General features: G+C 67.7%; 13 protein-coding genes, 1 pseudogene and 1 riboswitch. Of the genes and pseudogenes, 9 read left to right on the top strand and 5 right to left on the bottom strand.

Features of this window, described 5'->3' with window-relative positions; translation table 11 throughout:
* Positions 1 to 30 precede the first annotated feature (30 nt).
* Positions 31 to 942: a hypothetical protein gene (locus NR101_RS11595; RefSeq protein ID WP_256775235.1), complete on the top strand. Its 912-nt coding sequence runs from the start codon at positions 31 to 33 to the stop codon at positions 940 to 942.
* Between the two features lie 67 nt (positions 943 to 1,009).
* Complete coding sequence (gene purU / locus NR101_RS11590) at positions 1,010 to 1,861, top strand: formyltetrahydrofolate deformylase (protein WP_256775234.1); 852 nt, start codon at positions 1,010 to 1,012, stop codon at positions 1,859 to 1,861.
* A 261-nt stretch (positions 1,862 to 2,122) separates the two neighbouring features.
* On the opposite strand, the gene pncA is transcribed toward purU, so the two are convergent.
* The 5 genes and pseudogenes from pncA to NR101_RS11565 all read right to left on the bottom strand — a co-directional run bounded on the left by pncA (position 2,123) and on the right by NR101_RS11565 (position 6,992).
* Entirely contained in the window at positions 2,123 to 2,752 is a 630-nt protein-coding gene (gene pncA / locus NR101_RS11585; RefSeq protein WP_256775233.1) for a bifunctional nicotinamidase/pyrazinamidase, read from the bottom strand.
* Between the two features lie 57 nt (positions 2,753 to 2,809).
* On the bottom strand, positions 2,810 to 3,496 hold the full coding sequence (locus NR101_RS11580) for an epoxyqueuosine reductase QueH (RefSeq protein ID WP_256775232.1): 687 nt from the start codon (positions 3,494 to 3,496) through the stop codon (positions 2,810 to 2,812).
* 70 nt (positions 3,497 to 3,566) lie between these two features.
* Positions 3,567 to 5,861 (bottom strand): 5-methyltetrahydropteroyltriglutamate--homocysteine S-methyltransferase, encoded by a 2,295-nt coding sequence (metE, locus tag NR101_RS11575; RefSeq protein ID WP_256775231.1) that lies wholly within the window; start codon positions 5,859 to 5,861, stop codon positions 3,567 to 3,569.
* A 213-nt stretch (positions 5,862 to 6,074) separates the two neighbouring features.
* Positions 6,075 to 6,309, bottom strand: a riboswitch (cobalamin riboswitch).
* Between the two features lie 93 nt (positions 6,310 to 6,402).
* Positions 6,403 to 6,699, bottom strand: coding sequence for a HigA family addiction module antitoxin (locus NR101_RS11570; RefSeq protein WP_256775230.1), 297 nt, complete (start codon positions 6,697 to 6,699; stop codon positions 6,403 to 6,405).
* A gap of 11 nt (positions 6,700 to 6,710) precedes the next feature.
* Positions 6,711 to 6,992, bottom strand: a pseudogene (locus NR101_RS11565) (type II toxin-antitoxin system RelE/ParE family toxin).
* Between the two features lie 365 nt (positions 6,993 to 7,357).
* Between NR101_RS11565 and NR101_RS11560 the strand changes: the two are divergent.
* The 7 genes from NR101_RS11560 (at position 7,358) to NR101_RS11530 (ending at position 13,900) form a co-directional block, all read left to right on the top strand.
* On the top strand, positions 7,358 to 8,137 hold the full coding sequence (locus NR101_RS11560; RefSeq protein WP_256775229.1) for a hypothetical protein: 780 nt from the start codon (positions 7,358 to 7,360) through the stop codon (positions 8,135 to 8,137).
* A gap of 70 nt (positions 8,138 to 8,207) precedes the next feature.
* On the top strand, positions 8,208 to 8,777 hold the full coding sequence (locus NR101_RS11555) for a sigma-70 family RNA polymerase sigma factor (protein WP_256775228.1): 570 nt from the start codon (positions 8,208 to 8,210) through the stop codon (positions 8,775 to 8,777).
* Positions 8,774 to 9,559, top strand: coding sequence for an anti-sigma factor (locus NR101_RS11550; RefSeq protein ID WP_256775227.1), 786 nt, complete (start codon positions 8,774 to 8,776; stop codon positions 9,557 to 9,559). Before NR101_RS11555 ends, NR101_RS11550 begins: the two co-directional genes overlap by 4 nt.
* A gap of 82 nt (positions 9,560 to 9,641) precedes the next feature.
* Positions 9,642 to 10,601, top strand: coding sequence for a fatty acid desaturase (locus NR101_RS11545; RefSeq protein WP_256775226.1), 960 nt, complete (start codon positions 9,642 to 9,644; stop codon positions 10,599 to 10,601).
* A gap of 1 nt (position 10,602) precedes the next feature.
* The gene (locus NR101_RS11540) at positions 10,603 to 11,883 is read left to right on the top strand and encodes an FAD-dependent oxidoreductase (RefSeq protein ID WP_256775225.1); all 1,281 of its coding nucleotides are present in this window, start codon (positions 10,603 to 10,605) and stop codon (positions 11,881 to 11,883) included.
* Positions 11,880 to 12,647, top strand: a complete 768-nt coding sequence (locus tag NR101_RS11535; protein ID WP_256775224.1) for a DUF1365 domain-containing protein — start codon at positions 11,880 to 11,882, stop codon at positions 12,645 to 12,647. The genes NR101_RS11540 and NR101_RS11535 overlap by 4 nt, the downstream gene beginning before the upstream one ends.
* Entirely contained in the window at positions 12,644 to 13,900 is a 1,257-nt protein-coding gene (locus NR101_RS11530) for a cyclopropane-fatty-acyl-phospholipid synthase family protein (protein WP_256775223.1), read from the top strand. Before NR101_RS11535 ends, NR101_RS11530 begins: the two co-directional genes overlap by 4 nt.

Below are 13,900 nucleotides of genomic sequence, written 5' to 3'. Positions count from 1 at the left end.
TGGTATCCAGCTGACAGAACGGAGGCAGTGATGAAGCGCGATCGACAGCCGGGCCCCGGCTTCGTCTTGTTCCTCGCGCTAGTGCTGTGCTGCGGGCTGCTGCCGTCGTGCGCCATCGCCCGCACCGAACCCGTTCCCGGTAGCCTGCATGGCCGGTTGGTTGCGCTGGATGCCGATCCGGCACAGCCTGTGGCCGAGCGGCTGGCGGCCATGCGCGCCGTGTATGCGCACATCGCACCGGAGGTGATGCAGCCCGGCGACTGCGCGGCGTTGCCGGATGACCGGTTGCAGGATCTTTTCCAGTCCACCGCGCTGATCGCCTTCTACGCACGTGAACCAGCCACGTTACTGCGCCTGCAGTGCCTGTATGAGGCGCTGGTCGCGCGTGATCTCGCCGTGGATGACCACCACCGCAGCATGCGCGGTTCCCTTATCGCGTTGCAGCGCTTCGACCAGGCCAATGCACTCAACGCCCGCCTGCGGACGGCACCCACTGCGTTGCCGGTGATCCGTGGTCCTGCGCCGGCCGGCAGGCCACTGCTGCAGCTGGAGCGCATCGCCCACGTGCAGCGCGCAGCACTGGCCGAAGACGGTCTGCGCGTGGTCGCGGTGGTGCACCCACACTGTGGTTTCTCCCGCCGCGCGCTGCAGGCCATCATCACCCAGCCCGAATACGCGTGGCTCCGTGGTCATCTGCAACTGGTGGTGCCGATCGGGCAGGCATGGCCCGGCCAGGAGATGCTCGACTGGAACAGCACCCATCCGGACCTGCCCATGCAGCCGATGGTGCGCGATGCCTCATGGGAAGGGCTGGACACCGACCAGACACCTGTCTTCCATCTGCTCCGCGATGGCGAGGTCATCCACACCGTGGCCGGCTGGCCAACGGAAGGTGCCGACCTGCGCCGCATCCGCGCGGCACTGGACGCCGAGTCACATTGAGTCCACGCGCTTGGTTGCATCTGAGAGCATCGTTCGCGTCGTGATGGTGCTCGCTTACACTCACGCGATGCGCCCTGATTCCATCCTCACCCTGTCATGCCCGGACCGTACCGGGATCGTCTACCGTGTGTCCGGTCTGCTGTTCGACCTGGGCTGCAACATTCTCGATGCCCAGCAGTTTGGCGATGAGGAAAGCGGCCGCTTCTTCCTGCGTGTGCACTTCGATCGTGCCGCCACGCAGTCACTGGCCGATGTGGAAGCACGGATGGGCACGCTGGCGGCGGAATTCCAGATGGACTGGCAACTGCACGATGCGCGCCGCCGTGCGCGGCTGCTGGTGCTGGTGAGCAAGCAGGGGCATTGCCTGAACGACCTGCTGTTCCGCGCACACAGCCGCCAGCTGCAGGTGGATATCGCTGCGGTGGCGTCCAACCATGACGACTTCGCCGCGCTGGCCGGTTCGTACGGAGTGCCGTTCCACCACCTGCCGGTCAACGCCGACAACCGCGCCGTGCAGGAACAGCAGATCATCGATCTGGTTGAGCGCGAGCAGATCGACCTGGTGGTGCTGGCGCGCTACATGCAGATCCTGTCGCCGCGTCTGTGCCAGGCGCTGGCGGGCCGGGCGATCAACATCCACCACAGCTTCCTGCCCAGCTTCAAGGGCGCCCAGCCGTACCACCAGGCGCACGCGCGTGGGGTCAAGATCATCGGCGCCACCGCGCATTACGTCACCGAAGACCTGGATGAAGGCCCGATCATCGAACAGGACGTGGCGCGCGTGGACCACGCCATGACCCCGCGCGACCTGGTACGCCTGGGCAGCGACACCGAATCACAGGTGCTGGCCCGCGCCGTGCGCCGCCATGTGGAGCACCGCATCCTGCGCAACGGCCACCGCACGGTCGTATTCCGCTGAACCGCTAGCTACCCACCGTTTGTGGGTACGACGCTCCGGTAGTGCCGGCCGCTGGCCGGCTCCTCGCACGCTCCAAACGGTATCGGGAGCCGGCCAGCGGCCGGCACTACTCGCGCGCTCCGAACGGTATCGGGAGCCGGCCAGCGGCCGGCACTACTCGCACGCTCCAAACGGTATCGGGAGCCGGCCAGCGGCCGGCACTACCGGAGGCACCGACCGTTGGTCGGTACGCCGTTGCGGCCGGCGCCCGGAGGTCGGCCGTCAAACAACCGCGATCTTCGCCTTCGCCAACGCCTCACGCACCATGCCGTCGTTCGCCTCGGTCACCGGCCGGGTCAGGTCCCACAGGAACTTCACCCGGAACCCGGATTTCACTGCGTCCTGTGCACTCCACAGCACGCAGTAATCGCGCGCCAGCCCGCACACATGCACCTCGCGGATACCGCGCTCATGCAGCCAGCCTGCCAGCCCGGTGGCCGGGCGCGTGCCGTCGGGTCCATGGTTCTCGCGGAAGGCACTGTACGAGTCCACCTGCTGGCGCGTGCCCTTGCGCAGGATCAGGTCGGCCACGGTCCAGTCCACGCCCGCGTGCAACGCCGCGCCGGCGTTGCCCTGCACGCAGTGATCGGGCCACAGCGTCTGCGGCTGCGCATGCAGCAGGATCGCTTCGAATGGAAGATGTCCCGGATGCTGGCTGGCAAAGGACGCATGGTCGGCCGGGTGCCAGTCCTGGGTTGCCACCACGGTGCGGTAGCGGCGCTGGGCCAGCAAGGCGGCAATCGGTGCCACCAGCGTGTCGCCCTGCTCGCAGGCCAGCGCGCCGCCGGGCATGAAGTCTGGCTGCAGGTCGATCACCAGCAGGGCCACATCGGCGGGAAGGGCGGCGGTCATGGCAGATCCAACACAACGAAAGCGGGGCAACCAGCGTGGCGGCCCCGCGCGCTCGCGTCAATCGCCCTTGGGCGCGTCGTTGTCCTGCCCGTAATACAGCAGGCCGATTTTGATGCGCTCACGGCCGTTTTCGCGGCGGTGGCGGTTGGCATCGCGCAGCGAGTACACGCAGCCGCAGTACTCCTGCTGGTAGAACTGTTCGCGCTTGCTGATCTCCACCATGCGCGCAGCGCCGCCGCCCTTGCGCCAGTTGTAGTCCCAGTACTGGATGCCCGGATAATGCGCGGCGGCGCGATGGCCGCAGTCATTGATCTGGTTCATGTCCTTCCAGCGCGAGATGCCCAGCGAACTGCTGATCACCGCAAAGCCATGTTCATGCGCATACAGCGCAGTACGCACGAAACGCATGTCGAAGCACATCGTGCAGCGGATGCCGCGCTCGGGCGCATTCTCCATGCCGCGGGCGCGCGCGAACCAGTGGTCGGTGTCGTAGTCGGCGTCCACGAACGGCACGCCGTGCTTCTCGGCGAAGCGGATGTTCTCCTGCTTGCGCAGCTCGTATTCGCGCGCCGGATGGATGTTGGGGTTGTAGAAGAAGATCGTGTAGTCGATCCCGGAGGCGGTGATGGCCTCCATGACTTCGCCCGAGCATGGCGCGCAGCACGAATGCAGCAACAACCGGGTGTGACCATCGGGCAGGGACAGGGTGGTGCGGTCGAGCGGGGTAACGGTGGGCGTGGTCATGCGGTTCTCGTCGACCGCACCGCCGGCAACGGCGGCGGTGCGGTCCTTGGGGTCATCTACAGGCGGTGGATCAGGCAGCGTTGGCGTCGGCGTGTTCCGCGCGCAGTTGGCGTGCGGCGGCCACCAGCGCTTCCAGCGCGGCACGGGTCTCCTTCCAGCCGCGGGTTTTCAGCCCGCAGTCCGGATTGACCCAGATCTGCTCGGGCCGCAGCACTTCGGCCGCCTTGCGCAGCAGCGCTACCATCTCTTCCTTGTCCGGCACGCGCGGGGAGTGGATGTCGTACACGCCCGGCCCGATCTCGTTGGGGTACTGGAAGCGCACGAACGCATCCAGCAACTCCATGCGCGAGCGCGAGGTCTCGATGGAGATCACGTCGGCATCCATCGCCGCCACCGAATGGATGATGTCGTTGAACTCGGAATAGCACATGTGGGTGTGGATCTGGGTGGCATCGCGCACCCCGCTGGCACTGATCCGGAACGCTTCCACCGCCCAGTCCAGGTACTCGCGCCATTGCGCGCGGCGCAACGGCAGGCCTTCGCGGATCGCCGGCTCATCAATCTGGATCACGCCGATCCCAGCCGCTTCCAGGTCCAACACCTCATCGCGCAGCGCCAGCGCGATCTGCCGGCAGGTATCGGCGCGCGACTGGTCATCGCGCACGAACGACCACTGCAGCACCGTCACCGGCCCGGTCAGCATGCCTTTCATCGGGCGGTCGGTCAGCGACTGTGCGTACTGCGACCAGCGCACCGTCATCGGTTGCGGGCGGGTGACGTCGCCGAAGATCACCGGCGGCTTGACGCAGCGCGAGCCATAGCTCTGCACCCAGCCGTTCTTGGTGAACGCGAAACCATCAAGCTGCTCGCCGAAGTACTCCACCATGTCGTTGCGCTCGAACTCGCCGTGCACCAGCACGTCCAGCCCGATCTGCTCCTGCACGCGTACGCAGTGTTCGGTCTGGGTGGCCAGGAACGCATCGTAGTCGGTATCGGAGAGCTTGCCGGACTTGTTGCGGGCACGTGCCTCGCGCACGTCCAGGGTTTGCGGGAACGAGCCGATCGTGGTGGTCGGGAAGCGTGGCAGCTTCAGTGCGCCGGCCTGCGCAAGGTGCCGCTGCGGGTACGCGCTGTGGCGCTGCGCATCGGCGGCGGTCAGGCCGGCCAGGCGTGCAGCGACGACTGGCTTGTGCACGCGCGGCGACTGCCGACGCGACTCGATGCGTGCGCGTGAGTGGGCCAGCCCGGCCTCGGCGTGCGGTTTGGCGTCCAGCGCATCGGCCAGTAGACGCAGTTCCTGCAGCTTCTGCCTGGAGAACGCCAGCCAGCCGCGCAGCTCGTCATCCAACTTGGTCTCCAGGTCGAGGTCGACCGGGCTGTGCAACAGCGAGCACGACGGTGCCAGCCACAGCCGGTCGCCCAGGTGGCCATGTGCGTAGCGGGCCAGTACCAGCGCGTTGTCCAGGTGGGTGCGCCAGATGTTGCGGCCGTTGACCAGGCCGGCCGAGAGCACGCGCTCGGCCGGCAGCACCTTGAGCACGGCGTCCAGTTGCTCCGGCGCGCGCACCAGGTCCACGTGCAGGCCGTCCACTGGCAGCGCGGCGGCCAGACCAAGGTTTTCCTCGAGCGCGCCGAAGTAGGTGGCCAGCAGTACCTTCGGGCGTGGCACGCCGGACAGCACCGCATACGCGTGTTCGAACGCGGCGCGCGCGCTGTCGTCCAGGTCCTGCACCAACACCGGCTCGTCCAGCTGCACCCACTGCGCGCCCGCCGCTTTCAGCCCGGCCAGCACCTCGGCATACACCGGCAGCAGCGCATCCAGCAGGTCCAGCGCCGGGCTGCCGTCCACGGTCTTGGACAGCAGCAGGAAGCTGACCGGTCCCAGCAGCACCGGTCGCGTCTCGATGCCCAGCGCCTTGGCCTCGCGATACTCGGCCAGGGGCTTGTCGCCGCGCAGCGCGAAGCCCTGGCCGGCCTGCAGCTCGGGCACCAGGTAGTGGTAGTTGGTATCGAACCACTTGGTCATTTCCAGGGCGTGCAGGTCATGGCCATCGCGCTGCACGCCGCGGGCCAGGGCGAAGTACCCGGCCAGCGGCTCGGCGTCTGCCAGCGCGCGGTAGCGGGCCGGGATCGCGTCGAACAGGAAGGCGGTGTCCAGCACCTGGTCGTAAAAGCTGAAATCGTTGCTCGGCGGCACATCCACGCCGGCCTCGCGCTGCAGTTGCCAGTGGCGCGCACGCAGCTCGCGAGCGGTGGCCTGCAGTGCATCGGCCGAGCGTTCGCCGGCCCAGTACTGTTCAAGCGCCCGCTTCAGTTCGCGCTTGGCGCCGATGCGGGGAAACCCCAGGTTGGTAACGGTGGTCATGGAACGTGTCCTCATTGCAGTAGCGGCATTGAGGAACGAAGGAACCGCGCGCCGACCACGCCATTGCTGCCGTGCCCGCCCCGCCAGCGACCTTCGCCCCCGCGGGCGAACCGGATGTCGTGGAGCGGACGCACGGGGGCAGCGCCACGCGGACGGCATGGCGGCAGGCCCCGGCAACCTCCCCGCGGACGTTCCAGGTCGAATCAGGGGACGGTCGTGTCCCCCGGCCGGGGCCGGTATTCGGGCTGATGGACACAGGCGCGCTGCGCCTACCTACTACCTGCCGCTTCCCAGGCGGTGAGGCCCAGTGCTGTTGGCAGGATTCGTTTCCATTCACCGCTGCGGGGCAGCTCCGGAATGCGCGCGCGAGGCGCCTTCACCGGATTCCCGTTTAAACCCATCCCTTCATCTGCATGAAGAGATGGATACCTTCGGCCCGCACAAGGTAGGCCGAAGGCGGGCGGTGGTCAAGGGGCGTCAGGACGGGAGTGATGCAGGGGGACGTCGCGGACGATGCGATGTCGTCGGCAGCGAGCGCCGCTCAGGCCGCGTGGTGGTAAGGCTCGATGCGCGCCAGGACGTCGGCCAGTTCGTCCTTGGCCTTGGCCGCGTCGTGGGCCATCTGCAGGTTGAGCCAGAAGGCATCGCTGGTGCCGAAGAAGCGCGCCAGTCGCAATGCCGTGTCGGCGGTGATGCTGCGCCGGCCCGCGATGATCTCGCCGATGCGGGTCTGCTTCACATCGATGGACTTGGCCAGGCGGTAGGCCGTCATGCCGAACGGGGTGAGGAACTCCTCCTGCAGGATTTCACCCGGGTGCGGATAGGGAATCGAACGCATGTAGGCAGTCCTCAGTGGTAGTCGCAAAGCTCTACGTCGGCAGGGCCTGCATCGGTCCATGTGAAGCGCAGTCGTTACTGGTCGTTGACCCGGATGCTGTGCTGACCCGCACGATTGGCACGCAGTGGCTCCAGTCGATTGGCTGGTGGAATGCGCAGGTCATCAAGCCGAACGGCGGCATCCAGCATGGCGAGCTTCCGCAGTGCAACGCGTTGGATATCCTGGAATTTCCGGATGCGCCTACCGATGAACACGCTCTTGGTAGTGATGCACCGGAAAGAGACGATGGGCATGACGAATTCCCGTGATTTTCATGATATCGCTCGGCAGTAGTATCGTCAAGCGAGAGTATTTGGATCCATTCCTCCGCACGCCGGTTTATCAGGCAGGCCTCGCTCTTGATGCTCTCGGAGATTTGCGTACGCGAATGCGCATGCGGTCACGTCCGCGCGGCGCGAGTCATCGATTTCAGGTATCGATCCTGCGGGTTCGTCGGGCTCGGGTTTCCGCGCAGGCGCCGCCCTGCTGAAGCCGCCTGTTTTCGTCACCACCGCATCGTTTTTGCAAACCCCAGGGAACCTGCTTACGCGCCAGGTCCCACTGCATCCGCCGCGCCGCTGGCTGCGTATCTGCCCACAATCCCCACGTGGAGCCACGCATGCGCCGTCCCCTTCTGCCCTCGTTGTTGTTGCTGCTGCTGTGCCCGGTGCTGCCGGCCGCCGCGCAGCAGGTGCAACGCCAGGAAGGCCGCGCCTATGCGCCGGCCGATGGTCGCCTGCTGTATCGCGAGACCCACTGGTTGCAGGGGCCGCCGTCTGCACGCGCGCGGCTGGTGCTGTACCGCTGCGCCGACGGCCGTGCCTTCGCGCGCAAGTGGATGACCCCACAAGGCAACGCGCAGACCCCGGACTTCGCCTTCGAGGATGCCCGCAACGGCTACCAGGAAGGTCTGCAAGGCAGTACCGCCGGGCGCACCGTGTACGTGCGGGAAGGTGCAAGCGCCGAGCGGGTCAGCCGTGCGATCGCGATCCCGCCCGATGCGGTGGTCGATGCCGGTTTCGACGCGGCCGTGCTCGGTCACTGGGAGGCCTTGCAGGCCGGGCGCCCGGTGGCGTTCCAGTTCCTGCTGCCCAGTCGCCAGCGGCTGGTCCCGCTGAAGCTGCAGCGCAGTGCGGCGGTGAGCTGGCAGGGCCAACCGGCCGAACAGCTGCAGATGCGCCTGGATGCCTGGTTCGGCTTTGCGGTGCCGGCGGTGAACCTGGTGTATGCCCGCAACAGTCCGCGCCTGCTGCAGTTCAGCGGCACCGGCAACGTGCGTGATGAGCGCGGCCGCTACCCGCAGGTGCGGGTGGAGTTCCCCGAGGCGCCGGTCGCTGCGACCGCCGCAGAACTGGGCGCGGCACGCCAACAGCCGCTGGTGCGCACATGCAGCAGTTGAACGCCCCCTTGCAGAGCGCGTCCGCAGCGACGACGATGCGCTCTGTCCCCCTGCCGACATTGAGCCTGCGATGCCTGAGCTGGACACTGCCGAATCCGGCGCCGCGCGGCGCCTTGATGACCTGCTCGGCCGGGTCGCCGCTGGCGATCGCCAGGCATTCGAGTCGGTCTACCAGTTGGCGTCGGGGCGCCTGTTCGCGATCTGCCTGCACGTGCTGCGCGACCGAAGCGATGCCGAAGAGGTGCTGCAGGACGTATTTACCCGTGTCTGGCACAAGGCTGCGCAGTTTGATCGTGCCAAGGCGGGGGCCATGACCTGGTTGTCGATGATGGCGCGCAACCGCGCGATCGACCGCCTGCGCGCGGCGCCCCCACGTCCGCTGGATGATCTGTCGGTGGCCGATGAAATTCCCGATTTCGCGCCGCAACCGGCGCAGGTGGCCGAACAGGCCTCTGATCGACAGCGTCTGGACGGCTGCCTGGACACGCTGGAGCCGCGTCGGCGCTCGCTGATCCGGTTGGCGTTCCTGGAGGGCGCCAGCTATGAGGAACTGGCGCGCCGGATCGGCTCGCCGCTGGGCTCGGTGAAGAGCTGGATCCGCCGCGGCCTGGGCCAACTGCGGGTGTGCCTGGAACAATGAACCTCCGCGACCGCCACGATCTGCCTGACGACGGCCAGCCGCCCAGTGCCGACATCCTGGCCGGCGAGTACGTGCTCGGCGTGCTCGACGCGGACCAGCGGGCGGACGTGGAACGTCGCATCGCCAGCGATCCCGGATTTGCCCGGCTGGTGACGCAGTGGGAACACCGCCTGGCCCCGATGCTGGACGCGATGGGCAGTGAAGTGGTCCCGGCGCATCTGTGGCCGCGCATCCGCACCTCGCTGGGCTGGTCGTCGGTATCGACGAATGCACCACGTGCGTGGCAGCGCACCGGATTCTGGCAGGGCATGACCGCGCTGGCGGCCGTGGTGGCGCTGGTGGCGGTATTCAGCCGTCGCGACCTGGAGCCGGTGACGCCGGTGATCACGCCGGTGGCGGTCACACCGACCGCGCCGCCGACACCCGCCGAACCGCAGCAGGCGACCCGACCGGTCACCCCGTTGCTGCATGACGATGGCAGCCCCGGCTGGCTCGCGTCGGTGGACAAGGCGCAGGGCAAGGTGCTGATGATGCCGGTGCCGACGGCGGCCGATGCGGCCGGACGCGCGCCCGAGCTGTGGCTGATTCCCGCCGGCGGCACGCCACGCTCGCTGGGCCTGGTGTCCATCAACCGCGCCCACACCGTGACGGTGCCCGATGCACTGCGTGATGCGCTGGTGAACGGCTCTGTGCTCGCGGTCACGCTGGAACCGGCCGGCGGCGCACCGCAGGGTGTCCCGACCGGGCCGATTGTTGCCAAAGGCGACATCGCCACGCTGTAAAACGCGATTTATTTCCGGATTCGTGCATCCGGATGGCCCTGATTCCCGTATCTCCTGACAAGAACGCCAGGAGATGCGCGAAATGTCGGCCGGACCCGCCACTGCTGCAGCACGCAAGCCCCGACGTGGCCCTTGGGCCACCGTGCGGCGCTGGTTCGATACCAGTGCAGACACGCCGGTGGCAGCCGAGGCGGCCACGCGCGTGGACTGGCTGCGCGCGATCCCGTTCGCGGCAATGCACCTGGCCTGCTTCGCCGTCATCTGGGTGGGCGTGTCGTGGGTAGCGGTCGCTGTGGCGGTGGCGCTGTATGCCGTGCGGATGTTCGCGATCACCGCCTTCTACCATCGCTACTTCTCGCACCGCACCTTCCGCACCTCGCGCGTGGTGCAGTTCGTGTTCGCGCTGATCGGTGCCGCCAGCGTGCAGCGCGGGCCGCTGTGGTGGGCCGCGCACCATCGCAACCACCATCGCCACACCGATACCGCCGCCGATCCGCATTCGCCCTCGGTGCATGGCTTCTGGTGGAGCCACATGGGCTGGTTCCTCACCACCGAAGGGTTCCGCACCGACTGGGACCGCATCCCGGACCTGGCCAAGTATCCCGAACTGCGCTGGCTGGACCGCTTCGACACCCTGGTGCCGGTCGCGTTGGCGGCCGCGTTGTTCGGCCTGGGCGTGCTGCTGGAACACATCGCGCCCTCGTGGGGCACCAGTGGCGGACAGATGCTGGTGTGGGGCTTCTTCATTTCCACCATCGTGCTGTTCCACGCCACGGTGACCATCAACTCGCTGGCGCATCGCTTCGGCCGGCAGCGCTTTGCCACCGGCGACGACAGCCGCAACAACCTGTGGCTGGCGCTGCTCACCTTCGGCGAAGGCTGGCACAACAACCACCATTTCTTCCCGGGCACTGCGCGCCAGGGGTTCTACTGGTGGGAAGTGGACGTCACCTGGTACGGCCTGCGGCTGATGGCCGCGCTTGGCCTGGTGCGCGATCTCAAGCCGGTTCCGGCCTGGGTGCTGGCCAAGGCGGAGCACTGACATGCGCATCGCAGTCATCGGATCGGGGATCGCCGGCCTGGCCAGTGCCTGGTGGCTGGGCCAGCAGCATGAAGTGACGCTGTTCGAGGCCAACGACTATCTCGGCGGCCACACGCACACCCATCAGGTACACGTGGACGGCCGCACGCAGGCGGTGGACACCGGCTTCATCGTGTTCAACCCGCTGCACTACCCCCTGTTGAGCGCGTTGTTCGATGAGCTCAACGTCGCCTCGCAGCCGACCACGATGAGTTTTTCGGTGCATAGCGAGCGCAGTGGGCTGGAATACAACGCCACCTCGCTGGACGGACTGTTCTGCCAACGCCGCAACCTGGTCTCGCCGCGCTTCTGGGGCATGCTGGCCGACCTGCGCCGCTTCTATCGCGAGGCGCCCGCGCTGCTGCTGGGTGATGACGAAGGCCCTTCGCTCGGCGACTACCTGAGCGCCGGCAAGTACGGCCGTGCGTTCATCGATGAGCACCTGCTGCCGATGGCCTCTGCCTTGTGGTCCTCGCCGACCGCCAGCCTCACCGCGTTCCCCGCGCGCTACCTGGTGCAGTTCATGGCCAACCACCAGATGCTGCAGGTCAGCGACCGGGCGCCGTGGCGGGTGGTGCAGGGCGGGTCGTCGCGCTACATCGAGGCGATGCGCCGGCGCTGGCAGGTCCGCGAGCGGCTGGATTGCCGGGTGTTCGGGGTGGAGCGTCACGAACATGGCGTGCGCGTGCACAGTGCGGCCGGGCTGGAGGGGTTCGACCAGATGGTGCTGGCCTGCCACAGCGACCAGGCGCTGGCGCTGCTCTCCGATGCGGACGCGGCCGAACGCAGCGTGCTCGGCGCGATCCGCTACCAGCCCAACGAGGTGGTCCTGCATACCGATGCAAGCCTGCTGCCCCGCAACCGCAAGGCGTGGGCGGCGTGGAACGCGCATGTGCCGGCCAGCCCGCTGGCGCCGTGCACGGTCAGTTACCTGATGAACCAGCTGCAGGGCATCGATACGCCCACGCCGCTGGTGGTCACCTTGAACCGCACCGCGGCGATCGACCCGGGCAAGGTGCTGCGCCAGCTGCAGTACGCCCATCCGGTGCACGACCATGCCATGGTGCGTGCGCAGCAACGCTGGGCCGAGATCCAGGGACGCCGCCGCACCTGGTTTGCCGGTGCTTACTGGGGCTGGGGCTTCCACGAAGACGGCATCCGCAGTGCGCGGCGCGTGGTCGATGCGCTGCAGACGCTCGATGCCGAGTCGTATTGGCCGCTGTCGCAGGCCCTGCCGGCATGACCGCCAGTGCGCTGTATCGCGGTCGGATGCGCCATCGCCGGCATGCGCCGCACGCGCACGCCTTCGGCTATCCGGTGGCGCAGCTGCTGCTCGACCTGGATGAGCTGGACACCGTGTTCCAACGGCGCTGGCTGTGGTCGGTGGGCCGCCGCAACGTGGCCGAGTTCCGCCGCAGCGACTATCTCGGCGATCCCGATCAGCCACTGGCCGATGCAGTACGTGCGCGCATCACCGAGGCATTGGGCCGCGCGCCATCGGGGCCGATCCGCCTGCTCACCCACCTGCGCTACGCCGGCCATGTGTTCAACCCGGTAAGCTTCTATTACTGCTACGCCGCCGACGGCAGCACGCTGGACTGCATCGTTGCCGAAATCACCAACACGCCGTGGAAAGAGCGGCACGCCTACGTGCTGCCGGTGACCAGTGCCGATGCCCAGGGCCGCGCGCTGGCCTGGGAATTCGACAAGCAGTTCCACGTGTCCCCGTTCATGCAGATGGACTGCCGCTACCGCTGGCGCTTTACCGCCCCGGGCGATGACCTGCACGTGCACATGCAGGTCTGGCGCGAGGGAACGCGCCAGTTCGACGCCGACCTGGTGCTGCAGCGGCGTCCCCTTACCGGTGCCGGCCTGGCCGGCGTGCTGCTGCGCTATCCGCTGATGACCCTGCAGGTGGTGGCGGCCATCCATTGGCAGGCCCTGCGGCTGTGGCTCAAGCGCAACCCCGTCCACGACCACCCTTCGCTTGCTGGAAAACGCCCATGAACGACATGACCCGGCCTGCCGCGCTGCCGATGCCCAGCGCGCTGGAGCGCTTCCTGCGCACGCGCCTGCTGGCCCAGCTCGCCCCGCTGCACGATGGCTGCCTGCAGCTGCGCGATGCGGCCGGCGACGTGCTGCTGGGCGACCCCGCCGCGCCGTTGCGCGTCACCGTGTGGGTGGACGATCCGGCGTTCTACCGCGCGGTGGCCGCGCAGGGCAGCGTGGGTGCCGGCGAGGCCTACATCCGTGGCGACTGGCGGTGCAGCGACCTGGTCGCGCTGGTGCAGTTGCTGGTGCGCAACCGCGACCTGCTCGATGGCATGGAGCGTGGCGTGGCGCGCGTGGGTGGCTGGCTGCTCAAAGGCTGGAACCGGCTGCGCCGCAACACCCGCGAAGGCAGCCGCCGCAACATCGCCGCGCACTACGACCTGGGCAATCCGTTCTTCTCGCTGTTCCTGTCCAGCGACCTGATGTACTCCTCGGCCCTGTATGCCGCGCCCAGCGACCCGCTGGAGGTCGCCTCGCGACGCAAGCTGGCGCGCATCTGCGAGCAGCTGCAGCTCACCGCCGAGGACCACGTGGTCGAGATCGGTACCGGCTGGGGCGGCTTCGCGCTGTACGCCGCCGCCGAGATCGGCTGCCACGTCACCACCACCACCATCTCGGTGGAGCAGTACACGTTGGCCAAAAAGCGCGTCGAAGCGGCCGGCCTGCAGGACAAGGTGACGCTGCTGCTCAAGGACTACCGCGACCTGGAAGGCCAATACGACAAGCTGGTCTCCATCGAGATGATCGAGGCGATCGGCGCGCAGTACCTGGACACCTACTTCGGCACGCTCACCCGCCTGCTCAAGCCGGACGGGCTGGCCCTGCTGCAGGCCATCACCATCGAAGACCAGCGCTACGAACAGGCGCGGCGCAGCGTGGACTACATCAAGCGCTTCGTGTTCCCCGGCAGCTTCATTCCCTCGATCAACGCGATCATCGCCGCCAAGACCCGCAGCAGTGATCTGCAGTTGATCGGCCAGCACGACTTTGGCCAGTCCTACGCGCTGACCCTGCGCGACTGGCGGCAGCGCTTCCTGGCGCAGCTGCCGGCGGTGCGGGCGCAGGGCTTCGATGAGCGCTTCATCCGGATGTGGGAGTTCTACCTGGCCTACTGCGAGGGCGGCTTCCTGGAACGTTCGATCGGCGTCTCGCACCTGCTGATGGCGCGCCCGGGCCATCGCCCGCCGCTGGCCGGAACGGCCGCCTGA

The organism is Stenotrophomonas sp. Ste86, assembly GCF_024519465.1.
Lineage (GTDB): Bacteria > Pseudomonadota > Gammaproteobacteria > Xanthomonadales > Xanthomonadaceae > Stenotrophomonas.
This window is presented reverse-complemented; position numbering and strand designations above follow the sequence as displayed.

Coding starts and splice junctions, on each gene's coding strand:
- NR101_RS11535 (WP_256775224.1), top strand. CDS start 11,880: ATGACCGCCAGTGCGCTGTATCGCGGTCGGATGCGCCATCGCCGGCAT.
- NR101_RS11570 (WP_256775230.1), bottom strand. CDS start 6,699: ATGCGTTCGATTCCCTATCCGCACCCGGGTGAAATCCTGCAGGAGGAG.
- metE (WP_256775231.1), bottom strand. CDS start 5,861: ATGACCACCGTTACCAACCTGGGGTTTCCCCGCATCGGCGCCAAGCGC.
- NR101_RS11560 (WP_256775229.1), top strand. CDS start 7,358: ATGCGCCGTCCCCTTCTGCCCTCGTTGTTGTTGCTGCTGCTGTGCCCG.
- NR101_RS11545 (WP_256775226.1), top strand. CDS start 9,642: ATGTCGGCCGGACCCGCCACTGCTGCAGCACGCAAGCCCCGACGTGGC.
- NR101_RS11540 (WP_256775225.1), top strand. CDS start 10,603: ATGCGCATCGCAGTCATCGGATCGGGGATCGCCGGCCTGGCCAGTGCC.
- NR101_RS11530 (WP_256775223.1), top strand. CDS start 12,644: ATGAACGACATGACCCGGCCTGCCGCGCTGCCGATGCCCAGCGCGCTG.
- pncA (WP_256775233.1), bottom strand. CDS start 2,752: ATGACCGCCGCCCTTCCCGCCGATGTGGCCCTGCTGGTGATCGACCTG.
- NR101_RS11555 (WP_256775228.1), top strand. CDS start 8,208: ATGCCTGAGCTGGACACTGCCGAATCCGGCGCCGCGCGGCGCCTTGAT.
- NR101_RS11550 (WP_256775227.1), top strand. CDS start 8,774: ATGAACCTCCGCGACCGCCACGATCTGCCTGACGACGGCCAGCCGCCC.
- purU (WP_256775234.1), top strand. CDS start 1,010: ATGCGCCCTGATTCCATCCTCACCCTGTCATGCCCGGACCGTACCGGG.
- NR101_RS11595 (WP_256775235.1), top strand. CDS start 31: ATGAAGCGCGATCGACAGCCGGGCCCCGGCTTCGTCTTGTTCCTCGCG.
- NR101_RS11580 (WP_256775232.1), bottom strand. CDS start 3,496: ATGACCACGCCCACCGTTACCCCGCTCGACCGCACCACCCTGTCCCTG.